General features: G+C 68.7%; 11 protein-coding genes, 2 tRNA genes and 1 pseudogene. 12 read left to right on the plus strand and 2 right to left on the minus strand.

The features are described 5' to 3' along the window. The 4 genes and pseudogenes from JWP65_RS16510 to JWP65_RS16525 form a co-directional block, all read left to right on the plus strand. Positions 1-186: pseudogene (locus JWP65_RS16510) on the plus strand (homoserine kinase); the annotation flags it as partial. Positions 187-304: 118 nt separating this feature from the next. Continuing rightward, positions 305-1,105, plus strand: a complete 801-nt coding sequence (locus JWP65_RS16515; RefSeq protein ID WP_299765681.1) for a BPSS1780 family membrane protein — start codon at positions 305-307, stop codon at positions 1,103-1,105. Continuing rightward, on the plus strand, positions 1,102-1,845 hold the full coding sequence (locus JWP65_RS16520) for an iron dicitrate transport regulator FecR (RefSeq protein ID WP_299765683.1): 744 nt from the start codon (positions 1,102-1,104) through the stop codon (positions 1,843-1,845). The genes JWP65_RS16515 and JWP65_RS16520 overlap by 4 nt, the downstream gene beginning before the upstream one ends. Before the next feature lie 165 nt (positions 1,846-2,010). Further along, positions 2,011-2,454 (plus strand): hypothetical protein, encoded by a 444-nt coding sequence (locus JWP65_RS16525; protein ID WP_299765685.1) that lies wholly within the window; start codon positions 2,011-2,013, stop codon positions 2,452-2,454. Positions 2,455-2,472: 18 nt separating this feature from the next. Here JWP65_RS16525 and JWP65_RS16530 read toward each other — a convergent pair whose 3' ends face one another. Beyond that, positions 2,473-4,869 carry a UvrD-helicase domain-containing protein gene (locus tag JWP65_RS16530; RefSeq protein WP_299765687.1) on the minus strand — a complete coding sequence of 799 codons (2,397 nt, stop codon included), beginning with the start codon at positions 4,867-4,869 and terminating at the stop codon, positions 2,473-2,475. A gap of 31 nt (positions 4,870-4,900) precedes the next feature. Between JWP65_RS16530 and JWP65_RS16535 the strand changes: the two genes are divergently transcribed. Together JWP65_RS16535 and JWP65_RS16540 are read left to right on the plus strand one after the other, a co-directional pair. Further along, a complete protein-coding gene (locus JWP65_RS16535) occupies positions 4,901-5,572 on the plus strand; it encodes a hypothetical protein (RefSeq protein ID WP_299765689.1) in 672 nt (223 codons plus the stop codon). A 241-nt stretch (positions 5,573-5,813) separates the two neighbouring features. Next, complete coding sequence (locus JWP65_RS16540; RefSeq protein ID WP_299765690.1) at positions 5,814-6,791, plus strand: GMP reductase; 978 nt, start codon at positions 5,814-5,816, stop codon at positions 6,789-6,791. A gap of 27 nt (positions 6,792-6,818) precedes the next feature. On the opposite strand, the gene JWP65_RS16545 is transcribed toward JWP65_RS16540, so the two are convergent. Then, a complete protein-coding gene (locus JWP65_RS16545) occupies positions 6,819-7,673 on the minus strand; it encodes an alpha/beta hydrolase (protein WP_299765692.1) in 855 nt (284 codons plus the stop codon). Positions 7,674-7,770: 97 nt separating this feature from the next. Between JWP65_RS16545 and JWP65_RS16550 the strand changes: the two genes are divergently transcribed. The 6 genes from JWP65_RS16550 (at position 7,771) to JWP65_RS16575 (ending at position 11,893) form a co-directional block, all read left to right on the plus strand. After that, positions 7,771-8,454 (plus strand): GntR family transcriptional regulator, encoded by a 684-nt coding sequence (locus JWP65_RS16550; protein WP_299765694.1) that lies wholly within the window; start codon positions 7,771-7,773, stop codon positions 8,452-8,454. A 39-nt stretch (positions 8,455-8,493) separates the two neighbouring features. Continuing rightward, positions 8,494-9,375 carry a phytanoyl-CoA dioxygenase family protein gene (locus tag JWP65_RS16555; protein WP_299765696.1) on the plus strand — a complete coding sequence of 294 codons (882 nt, stop codon included), beginning with the start codon at positions 8,494-8,496 and terminating at the stop codon, positions 9,373-9,375. A 6-nt stretch (positions 9,376-9,381) separates the two neighbouring features. Continuing rightward, on the plus strand, positions 9,382-10,740 hold the full coding sequence (locus JWP65_RS16560; RefSeq protein ID WP_299765698.1) for a Gfo/Idh/MocA family oxidoreductase: 1,359 nt from the start codon (positions 9,382-9,384) through the stop codon (positions 10,738-10,740). 61 nt (positions 10,741-10,801) lie between these two features. Then, positions 10,802-11,671: an NAD(P)-dependent oxidoreductase gene (locus JWP65_RS16565; protein WP_299765700.1), complete on the plus strand. Its 870-nt coding sequence runs from the start codon at positions 10,802-10,804 to the stop codon at positions 11,669-11,671. 56 nt (positions 11,672-11,727) lie between these two features. Next, positions 11,728-11,803, plus strand: a tRNA-Ala gene (locus JWP65_RS16570). A gap of 14 nt (positions 11,804-11,817) precedes the next feature. Further along, a tRNA-Lys gene (locus tag JWP65_RS16575) sits at positions 11,818-11,893 on the plus strand. Positions 11,894-11,954 lie beyond the last annotated feature (61 nt).

Genomic DNA, 11,954 nt, shown 5'->3' on the forward strand with positions numbered 1-11,954 from the left:
GCCGCGGCCGAGCGGCAGCTGCTGCCGGCCATGGCGCGCGCCGGCGCGCTGCGCTTTTGGATCTCGCGGCTGTGGGACGTGTACCTGCCGCGCGAGGCCTCGATGCTCAAGCCGCACGACCCCACCCACTTCGAGCGCGTGCTGCGCCAGCGCGTCGCCCATCCCCTGCTGGCGACCGCGCTCTGACCGCGGCCGCCCGGCGGGCCGGCGTCGCTTGCGTTAAATTCGTCACCTGGGCAGGGGTTTGTGCCCGCGCCGTGCCGGCTTGCCGCATCCGAACCTCCCTCTTCCTGCGTACCCGTTCGTGAAACTCAACATCGTTCCTGCCCGCACGGGCATCCTGTGGGTCAAGCTTGGCATCCAGACCTTCCTGCGACAGCCGCTGGCACTGGCCGGCCTGTTCTTCATGTACATGGCCGCGGTGCTGGTGCTGGGCGCCGTCCCCTTTCTCGGCCCGGTGGTGATCATGGTGCTGATGCCGGCGGCCACGCTGGGCATGATGGTGGCCACGGAGCACGCGGCACAAGGGCGTTTTCCAATGCCGTCGCTGCTGGTCAGCGCCTTTCGCGCCGGCAAGCAGCGGGCCCGCGCCATGCTGGTGCTGGGCGTCATCTACGCGCTGGTGCTGGTGGCCATCAGCCTGCTGGCCACGCTGATCTTTCCCGAGGGAATTTCAGTGGAAGCAGTGGAAGGCGCGGCCGCCGGCGCGCCGCAGATCCAGGTCAAGCCCGGTTTCCTGTTCGCCGGCGCCCTGCAGCTGCCGTTCGTGGTGCTGTTCGCCCATGCCCCGGCGCTGGTCCACTGGCACGGAGTCTCGCCGGTCAAGAGCCTGTTCTTCAGCGCGATCGCCTTCTGGCGCAACTTCGCGGCCTTCGTCGTGTTCGGCGGCGCCTGGCTGTTCGTGCTGGTGCTGGTGGGTTTTGCTTTTTCGCTGCTGTTGGCGCTGCTGGGCGGCGGCGTCTCCGGCACGCTGATGCTGCCGGTGACGCTCCTGGTCATCACCATGATGGCCACGTCGATGTACTTTTCCTTTCGCGACAGTTTCCAGGTGTCGTCCGATGAACCCGCCGCCCCCGCCTTGCCGCCGGAAGACAGCACCCCATGAGCCAACACAGCCTGCGCAACCGAACCGAAACTGAACTGCTCTGGTTCCGCCGGCGCCACTTCATCTCGGCCGCGGCTGCCTGGACGGCCAGCGGCGGCTTCGCGGCGGCCCATGCGCAGCGCCGCAGCAACGTGGTGCAGCTGGAAGGCGACGTGCTGCTCAATGGCCTGCGCATGCGGCCGGACAACTTCGTGCAGTCGGGCGACCGGATAGACACGGGGCCGGGATCGACCGTGGTGTTCGCCATCGGCAACTCGGCCTTCCACGTGCGGCAGAACTCCCGCATCACGGTGGAGCGCGGCACCACGCTCAACACCGTCAGCGTGCTGCGCATGCTGACGGGGGCGGTGGTCAGCGTGTGGGGCCGCGGCGGCAGCCGCCAGATCGTGACACCGACCCTGACGGCCGGCATCCGCGGCACCGGCGTCTACACCGAGGTGTTCGACCAGGAAGCCTACCGCAGCTATTTTTGCAACTGCTATGGCACGGTGGAGCTGGCGGCCGGCAACGATCGCGCGCTGTCGCAAAGCTCCTACCACCAGTCGTTCTGGGCCCAGGCGCAGCCGCGCGGCGGCCGCCTGCTGACGCCGGCGCGCGCCATCAACCACACCGACGAGGAAGTGGAGTTCGTCGCCTCGCTGGTCGCGCAGCGCACGGCCTGGCGGGTGCTGGGAAGGACCGGTGTCAAGGACGGGGCCGGCCACATGGACCCGGGCCGGGCGCACCCGCTGGCGCGCTAGTTCTTCGCCTTGTCGGCGACCGCCCTGGCGAGAGGTCCTGGTACTCCGCGCAGCTGCGCGTCAACGGCCGGGCCGGTGAGGCGGTCGGTGGGAAATCGCCTATCGGCGCGCTGTAAGACATTGTTACACTGCCGGGACTTTGCAGACCTGCATGGAGGGGTCGCCATGAATCCATTCGCCAAAAAACCTTCCGCGTTCGCGGACACCGAGCCGATGGCCAACCTGGGCCTGGCCAACGACGATCAATACGCCGCCACCGAGCCGGCGCCGCTGGCGCCCGAAGCCAGGCGCATCGCCGAGCCGCCGGGCCTGTCGCTGGCCCCGATCGAGGCCGGCGAGTACGAGCTGATGGCGGAAACGCGCAAGGACAACCGGGTCTGCCCGCAGCCCACCCGCTGGCTCGAGTTCTATCGCGTGCTGCAGGAGAACTCCAGCGGTTCCGCCATGCCCAGCACCCCTCTGACCGGCTCAGCCTGGGCGGCCACGCCCGGCTCGGCCAAGCGCATGTGCTTTCGCGAGCAGGTGGAGTGGGCCGTGGCCCAAGGCTGCGTGACGCCTGCCTACCAGTTCCTCAAGGGCTTGCCGCCGTCGGACTGGTACATGGAGTGATCACTTCAAGATCCAGTTTCAGGGCACCGGGTCGAGCTTGGCCACCGACAGCGCCAGCCACTTGGCGCCGTGGCGCGGGAAGTTGATCTGCGCCCGGGCGTCCTGGCCAGCGCCTTCCAGCGTCAGCACCACGCCTTCACCGAACTTGGCGTGGAACACCTTCATGCCCAGGCGCAGGCCGTGGCCGGGCTCGGCCCGTTGCACCGGCACCTGCGGGTTGGCGAAGGTCTCGCTGCCGCGCCCGTCGCTGGTCGAGCCCATGCCGCCGCCGCGTGACGTGGGGTACCCCGCGCCGTAGCCGAACGCCGAGCCGCCGAAGCTCTGGTTCTTGGGCGTGAGCCACTTGAGCGCCTCTTGCGGCAGTTCCTCGAAGAAACGGCTCTTGATGTTGTAGCGGGTCTGGCCGTGCAGCAGCCGCGTCTGCGAATAGCTCAGGTACAGCCGCTTGCGCGCCCGCGTGATGGCCACGTACATCAGGCGCCGCTCTTCCTCCACCCCTTCGTATTCCGCCAGCGAGCGCTCGCTCGGGAACAGGCCTTCTTCCAGGCCGCTGACGAACACGCAATCGAACTCCAGGCCCTTGGCCGAGTGCACCGTCATCAGCTGCACCGCCTCCTGGCCGGCCTGGGCCTGGTTGTCGCCCGACTCCAGCGCCGCGTGGGTGAGAAAGGCCGCCAGCGGCGACAGCGTCTCGCCGGTGTCGGCGTCGGGCGGCACGTAGTCCGGCGCCGGCTCGTTGGTCTCGGGCAGGCTCGGGTCCAGCCCCTGGCTGGCCGGCGACTGGCGCAGCAGCGAAGCACCCAGTTCGTCCACCGGCAGCGCCACCACGTCGCGCCCGAAGCCTTCCTGGGTGACGAAGCTTTCCGCCGCATTCACCAGTTCCTCCAGGTTCTCGATGCGGTCGCCGCCGTCGCGCTCGCTCTTGTAGTGATCGACCAGGCCGCTGCGTTGCAGCATCACCTCGATGATCTCGCGCAGCGTGAGGCCCTCCGTCTCCAGCCGCATGCCGTCGAGCTTGGCGACGAAGCCGGCCAGGTTGGCGCCGGCCTTGCCGGTGGTGGCATGGACCGCGTCGTGCAGCGAGCTGCCGGCGGCACGGGCAGCATCCTGCAGCTGCTCGATGCTGCGCGCGCCGATGCCGCGCGCCGGGAAGTTCACCGCCCGCAGGAAGCTGGTGTCGTCGTTCGGGTTCTCCAGCAGGCGCAGGTACGACAGCGCATGCTTGATTTCGGCCCGCTCGAAGAAGCGCAGGCCGCCGTAGACGCGGTACGGCACCGAGGCGTTGAACAGCGCCGTCTCGATCACGCGGCTCTGGGCGTTGCTGCGATAGAGCACCGCGATCTCGCTGCGCGGGATGCCCGGTTCGGTGCCTTCGCCCCGCACCAGGTGGCGCATCTCCTCGACCATCCACTGGGCTTCGGCCAGGTCGGTCGGCGCCTCGTAGACGCGCACCGGCTCCCCGGGTCCCTGGTCGGTGCGCAGGTTCTTGCCCAGGCGCGTCTTGTTGTGCGAGATCAGCGCGTTGGCCGAGTCCAGGATGTTGCTGAAGCTGCGGTAGTTCTGCTCCAGCTTGATCTGGTGCCTGACGTCGAACTCGCGCACGAAGTCGGCCATGTTGCCCACCCGCGCGCCGCGAAAGGCGTAGATGCTCTGGTCGTCGTCGCCGACCGCCAGCACCGCGCTGCCGGCGCCGGTGAACATCTTGAGCCAGGCGTACTGCAGCTTGTTGGTGTCCTGGAACTCGTCGACCAGGATGTGATGGAAGCGGCGGCGGTAATGCTCGCGGATCGGGTCGTTGTCGCGCAGCAGCTCGTAGCTGCGCAACATCAGCTCGGCGAAATCGACCACGCCTTCGCGCTGGCACTGGTCGTCGTACAGCTGGTAGATCTCGACCTTGCGGCGGTCTTCCTCCGAGCGGATGTCAACGGCGCCAGCGCGCAAGCCCTCTTCCTTCCAGCCGGCGATGGCCCACTGCAGCTCCTTGGCCGGGAAGCGCTCGTCGTCGACGTTGTGCTGCTTCATCAGCCGCTTGATCGCCGACAGCTGGTCTTGCGTGTCCAGGATCTGGAAGGCCTGCGGCAGGCCGGCCAGCTTGTAGTGGGCCCGCAGGAAGCGGTTGCACAGGCCGTGGAAGGTGCCGATCCACATGCCGCGCACGTTCACTGGCAACATCGCGGTCAGCCGCGTCATCATCTCCTTGGCGGCCTTGTTGGTGAAGGTCACGGCCATGACGTTGCCCGGGCCGATCTGGCCGGTGGCCAGCAGCCAGGCGATGCGGGTGGTGAGCACGCGGGTCTTGCCCGAGCCGGCACCGGCCAGGATCAGGGCGTGCTCGGCGGGCAACGTGACGGCGGCACGCTGTTCGGGATTGAGGGCCTGCAGCAGCGGGGACGGGGCGGCGACTTCTGGAAACATGGAGCATTGTAGAAAGTCGGCAGGAGCCAGGATGGCAGCACCCACTTTGCGCCGGCTGGCGCTGGCCGCGGCCTGGCTGCCGTTCGCGGCGCAGGCGCTGTGCACCAGCGACGGCGCGACGCGGCCGACGGCCGTGCTGGAGCGCTTCATCGCCGCCGATTGCGCCACCTGCTGGGCCGAGCCCGGCACGCCCCGGCCCGCGCCCGACGCGCTGGCGCTGGACTGGGTGCTGCCGGGCCGCAAGGGCGATGACGCGCCGCTGTCGGCAGCGGCGCTGGACGAAGCGCGCCAGCGCATGGTTTTCCTGCGGCGCCCGCAGCCGCGGCGGCGCGACGCCGTCGACAGCGCGCGCGAAGGCCCCGCAATGCAGCTGCGCCTGGCCCAGGGCGCCGCCTTCAACGACTACCTGGCCGCTTCCATCGCGCTGCAACGGCCCGGCCGCGAGCCCTGGCACGCCTGGCTGCTGCTGATCGAGTCCGTGCCGGCCGGCACCGAAGGCAGCCCGGTGGCGCGCAACCTGGTGCGCAACGTGTTCACCCCCGACAGCTGGCTCCGGCCGGTGGGCCGACCGCCGCGGCTGACCGAGCTGCGCTCGATGCAGATCCGCGCGGGCGCGCAGCCGGACCGGCTGCGGCTGGTGGCCCTGCTGCACGACGGCAAGGGCCGGCTGCGCGCCATCAGCCAGACCGAGTGCCGCGAATGAAGGCGCCGACCGCAGCTGGGCAATGCGCATGATCCGTATTTTTCGGGCGGCGGCGCGTTCATGGCAGTGCACGGATCAAGGGCATCCCCGGTCCGGCCAGGCACGCGCCGTACAATCGGGCACCGGGCCCAAGCATTTGTGGCCCGGTTTGCTTTTGTGGGCTGCGCCTGGCCGGCCCCGGCCGCCGGGCAACACGATCCAAGCGCTCTCCCTGTTCTTCAACAGACATCCGGAGCCTGGTATGGAAATCTTCGACTACGACAAAGTTCTGCTGCTGCCGCGCAAGTGCCGCGTGGAAAGCCGCTCGGAATGCGACCCTTCGATGGAGTTCGGCGGCCGCACCTTCAAGTTGCCGGTGGTGCCGGCCAACATGAAGACGGTGGTGGACGAGAACCTCTGCCTCTGGCTGGCCAGCAACGGCTACTTCTACGTGATGCACCGCTTCGACCTGGACAACGTCGCCTTCGTGCGGCGGATGAAGGAAGCGGGCGTGTTCGCCTCGATCTCGGTGGGCGTCAAGCAGGCCGACCGCGACTGCGTCGATCGCCTCGCGGCCGAGGGCCTGGTGCCCGACTACGTGACCATCGACATCGCGCATGGCCACGCCGACACCGTCAGGAACATGATCGCCCACCTGAAGGCGAAGCTGCCCGCGGCCTACGTGATCGCCGGCAACGTCGGCACGCCGGAGGCGGTGATCGACCTGGAGAACTGGGGCGCCGACGCCACCAAGGTCGGCATCGGCCCGGGCAAGGTCTGCATCACGCGGATGAAGACCGGTTTCGGCACCGGCGGCTGGCAGCTGTCGGCGCTCAAGTGGTGCGCCCGGGTGGCAACCAAGCCGATCATCGCGGACGGCGGCATCCGCGAGCACGGCGACTTCGCCAAGAGCATCCGCTTTGGCGCCACCATGGTGATGGTGGGCTCGATGCTGGCAGGCCACGAGGAATCGCCCGGCGCCACCGTGGAAGTGGACGGCCGCATGTACAAGGAGTACTACGGCAGCGCCTCCGACTTCAACAAAGGCGAGTACAAGCACGTGGAAGGCAAGCGCAACCTGGAGCCGGTCAAGGGCAAGCTGGCCGATACGCTGCGCGAGATGCGCGAGGACCTGCAAAGCTCGATCAGCTACTCCGGCGGCACCAGGCTGTCGGACATCCGGCGGGTGAACTACGTGGTGCTGGGCGGGGACAACGCGGGCGAGCACCTGCTGATGTGACGGCGCCGCCGCCCCCTGGCGGCTGGCTCACGCCCGCAGCAGGTCCAGCGTCATCTGGTGCAGCCGATGGCTCGGGTCCACCAGCGCGTCCAGCACGCTGAAGTGGTTGCGGCCCGGCATCTCCTCGCGCACCGGCACCCGGCGCACGCCCCAGCGCTCCTGGATCAGCCGGTTCTGGCGCAGGTATTCCTCGCTCTCGTCGGCCCCCGTCACGGTGTAGAGGGTGCCGTGCTTGGGCGCCGGCAGCCGCGCCGGGCTGGCTTGCGCCACCTGCTGCGGCGTCAGCGCCAGCGTCTGCTGCAGGAAGGGCGCCCGCATGATCGGCTCGAGGTCGTGCAGCCCGGAAATCGCCAACGCGTTGCAGACGGTCTTGGCCGGCAGCCGGGCGTCCTGCTGCTGCCACTGGCAGGCCAGCAACATGGCGGCCAGCTGGCCACCGGCGGAATGGCCGGCCACCGTGATGTGGTTCGGGTTGCCGCCAAAGCGCGCGACGTTGTGGAAGGTCCAGGCCACGGCACGGACCATCTGCAGCACGATCTGGGGAACGGTCACCGCCGGGGCCAGCGCGTAGTTCGGCACCACCACGCAGGCACCGTCCCGGGTGAAGGCGGGCGCGATGAAGGAATGGTCGCTCTTGTCCAGCGCGCGCCAGTAACCGCCATGGATGAACACCAGCACCGGCACGTTCGGGGCGGGGGCCGGAAACACGTCCAGCGTCTCGCCCGGCTGGTCGCCATAGGCCAGGTCGAGCTCGCACGGTCCGGCCTCCCGGGCCAGCGCCGAGTCGGCGGCCCACCGCGCCAGATAGCCGGCGCTGTCCGGGACCAGGGCCCGGTTGTCGTACATGCGGTCGTGCCAGCCGTCGTCGTGTTGTCGTTCCATATCTCTTCCTCCTCTGCAACATTTAGACACATATTGACAACCAACAGGGCCCAGGCGTCAGCTTGACCAAAGCGAACTCCGTATACAGAATACGGTGATGCCCGCCCAACTGCTGCGACTCCAAGCGACGCCCGACCTGGTCGACCGCGTCTACCGCAGCCTGATCGACGCCATCAGCGACGGTTCGCTGGCGCCGGGGCAGCGCATCACCCAGGAAGACATTGCCGGCCAGCTGGCAGTTTCGCGCCAGCCGGTGCTGCAGGCTTTGCGGTTGCTCAAGAAGGATGGTTTCGTCGAGGATGCGCCCGGCCGCGGCCTGCAAGTGGCTTTGCTTGATCCGGAATGGATGCGCAAGGTCTACCAGGTGCGCGGTGCGCTGGATGCGCTGGCGGCGCGGCTGGCGGCGCAGCGGCGCTTTCGCATCGACCCCGAGCTGATCGAGCGTGGCCGGGCTGCCGCGCGCGGCGTCGACGTGATGGCCATGATCGATGCCGACCTCGCCTTCCATGCCGCGCTCTACGCGGCGGCGGCCAACCCGCTGATCGAGCAAAGCGCGCAACTGCACTGGCGCCACCTGCGCCGCGTGATGGGCGCCGTGCTGCAGCTGGCCGGCCAGCGCGAGACGGTCTGGGACGAGCACCAGGCCATCGCCAAGGCCATCGCCGCCGGTGACGCCGACACCGCGGCCCGCCTGATCGAAGACCACGGCCTGCGCGCCAGCGACAACCTGGGCGAGCGGCTCGTCCAGGTGCTGCAGGCGCGCGCGCAGCTTCCGTCCTGACCCCGCCCCCGACCCCGACCCCAACCCAGGAGACCGACCATGCGCCTGACCCAGGAACAGCTAGAGCACTTCGACCGCGAGGGCTACCTTTTCTTTCCCGGCCAGTTCACGCCGCAAGAGATGCAGGCGCTGACGGCGGCGGTGCCCGAGCTGTACGGCCGGCGCGAGGCCTACAACGTGCGGGAAAAAGGCAGCGACGCGGTGCGCACCAACTTCGCCGCGCACATGGTCAGCGAGCCGTTCGCGCGGCTGGCGCGGCACCCGCGCATGGTGCGGCCGGTGATGGACCTCTTTGACGAGGAGGTCTACATGCACCAGTTCAAGATCAACGGCAAGATGGCCTTCGAAGGCGATGTCTGGCAATGGCACCAGGACTACGGCACCTGGCTGAACGACGACCTGATGCCGACCGAACGCGCGATGAACGTGGCCATCTTCCTGGACGACGTCAACGAGTACAACGGCCCGCTGATGTTCATCCCGGGCAGCCACAAGAAGGGCGTGGTCGAGGCCAAGCACGACCTGACCACCACCAGCTACCCGCTCTGGACCGTCGACAATGACCTGATCCGGCAACTGGTGGAAAGAGCCGGCGGCAAGAACGGCGGCATCGTCAGCCCCAAGGGCCCGGCCGGCTCGATGATCCTGTTCCACAGCTGCCTGGTGCACGCCTCCACCAGCAACCTGTCGCCGTGGAACCGCGTCAGCGTCTACCTGAGCCTGTGCGCCGTGTCCAACCACATCCGCCGCTTCAAGCGGCCGGAGTTCATCGCCCACCGCGACTTCACGCCCATTGCCTGCCTGCCCGACGATTGCCTGGCCAGACCCTACCCGGTCGACCTGCCGTGGAAGGACGGCATGCCGGCCAGCGCGCTGGCCACTTCGTCCGACCCCATCGACCACATCCGCCAGGCCGCCTGAACCACCATGAGCCTTCACGCAAAACTCCAGCAACGGCAAGCCGATGGCAAGCCGATCCGCGTCGGCCTGATCGGCGCCGGCAAGTTCGGTTCCATGTACCTGGCGCAGGTGCCGCGCACGCCCGGCGTGCACCTGGCCGCGATCGCCGACCTGTCGCCCGACAACGCCCGGGCCAACCTGGCGCGGGTCGGCTGGGACGCCGGCCGCACCGAAGCGACTTCCATCGAGCAGGCCCTCAGGAACGGCACCACCCACATCGGCCCCGACTGGCAGGCGCTGGTGCGGCACCCGGCCATCGACGTGGTGGTGGAATGCACCGGCCATCCGATCTCCGCCGTCGACCACTGCCTGGAAGCGTTCGCCCACGGCAAGCACGTGGTCAACGTGACGGTGGAGGCCGACGCCTTTTGCGGCCCGTTGCTGGCGCGCAAGGCGGCCGCCGCCGGCGTGGTCTATTCGCTGGCCTTCGGCGACCAGCCGGCGCTGATCTGCGACCTGGTGGACTGGGCCCGCACCTGCGGCTTCCCGGTGGTGGCGGCCGGCCGCGGCCACAAGTGGCTGCCGCATTTTTGCGAGTCGACGCCGCAGACGGTGTGGGCCAACTACGGCCTGACGCCGGAGCAGGCGCAGCGCGGCGGCCTCAACCCGAAGATGTTCAACAGCTTCCTGGACGGCTCCAAGCCCTCCATCGAAAGCACCGCCGTGGCCAACGCCACCGGCCTGACGGTGCCGAGCAACGGCCTGCTGTATCCGCCGGCCAGCGTCGAAGACATTCCTTACGTGACGCGTCCGATCAGCGAAGGCGGGGTGCTGGAACGCAAGGGGATGGTGGAAGTGATCTCGTCGCTGGAAGCCAACGGCCGCAAGATCCCCTACGACATCCGCATGGGCGTGTGGGTGACGGTGGAGGCCGAGACCGAGTACGTCAGGAACTGCTTTGAGGAATACAAGGCCCACACCGACCCGAGCGGACGCTACTTCACGCTGTACAAGCGCTGGCACCTGATCGGACTGGAAGTGGGCATGTCGGTGGCCAGCGTCGCGCTGCGCGGAGAGGCGACCGGCGCCGCCACCTGCTGGAACGCCGACGTGGTGGCCACCGCCAAGCGCGACCTCGCGCCGGGCGAGATGCTCGATGGCGAAGGCGGCTACACGGTGTGGGGCAAGCTGCTGCCGGCCGACGCCTCGGTGCGCATGGGCGGCCTGCCGCTGGGCCTGGCGCACGACGTCAAGGTGCTGCGGCCGGTCAAGAAAGGCCAGAGCCTGAGCTGGGCCGACGTCGCCATGGACACCTCCACCCACGCCTACCAGGTCCGGCGCGAGATGGAGGCGCTGTTCGCGCGGCCGATGCTGCAAGCCGCCTGACAGGCAGGCCGGGCCCGCGCGGCCGATGATGGCCGTCCACAACCAGGGCCAAGGAGCCGCCATGAACATCACCGTGCTCGGCATTGGCCGCATGGGCTTTCCCATGGCGCGCCGCCTTTGCCAGGCCGGCCACACGCTGCACGCCTGGAACCGCAGCGGCGCCAAGGCGCAGCCGCTGGCGGCTTTCGGCGCGCGCGTGCACGCAACGCCAGCGGCCGCGGTGCAGCAGGCCGACGTCGTCGTGTGCATGCTCGAGAGCGGGCCGGTGGTCGAAGACGTGCTGTTCCGCCAAGGCACGGCGCAGGCGCTGCGGCCCGGCACGTTGTTCATCGACATGGCGTCGATCCAGCCGCGCGAGGCCCGCGATCACGCGGCGCGGCTGGCAGAGCATGGCGTGACGCACCTCGATGCGCCGGTCTCCGGCGGCACCGTCGGCGCCGAGAACGGCACGCTGACCATCATGGCCGGCGGCAAGGCGCGGGACTTCGAGCGCGCCCGGCCGGTGTTCGACGTGTTCGGCCGCTCCACCCATGTCGGCCCGCACGGCGCCGGCCAACTGGCGAAGCTGGCCAACCAGATGATCGTGGGCATCACCATCGGCGCCGACGCCGAGGCGCTGCTGCTGTGCGCCAGGGGCGGCGCCGACATGGCCAAGGTGCGCGAGGCCATCGCCGGGGGCTTCGCCGACAGCCGCGTGCTGCAACTGCACGGCGAGCGCATGGTGCAGCGCGACTTCGCGCCGCGCGCAAAGATCGCGATCCAGCTCAAGGACATGCGCAACGCGCTGGCGACGGCCGAGGAAATCGGCTTCGAGGCGCCGATCACCGCGCTGTTCGAGCAGCTGTACGCGCAGGCCGGCGAGCACGGCCTGGGCGATCTCGATCACTCCGGCCTGTTCGTGGAACTCGCGGCGCGCAACGGAATGAACTAAATACGCGCCGGCGGCGAAAGCTGCTCTTCCGCTTTGCTAGAATAGCGGCTTGCTGTGGGGGGGTAGCTCAGCTGGGAGAGCGTCGCGTTCGCAATGCGAAGGTCGGGAGTTCGATCCTCCTCCTCTCCACCACACGGTTTCAAAGTGGGTTCTTAGCTCAGCTGGTAGAGCAGCGGACTCTTAATCCGTAGGTCGACAGTTCGAATCTGTCAGTACCCACCACTTTCCCCCCAGCCTGTAGCGGTAGCAACCACTAACACGGCATCCCCTCGGGGCCCCCAGG

The sequence above is a fragment of the Ramlibacter sp. genome, assembly GCF_028292805.1.
GTDB lineage: Bacteria > Pseudomonadota > Gammaproteobacteria > Burkholderiales > Burkholderiaceae_C > Ramlibacter.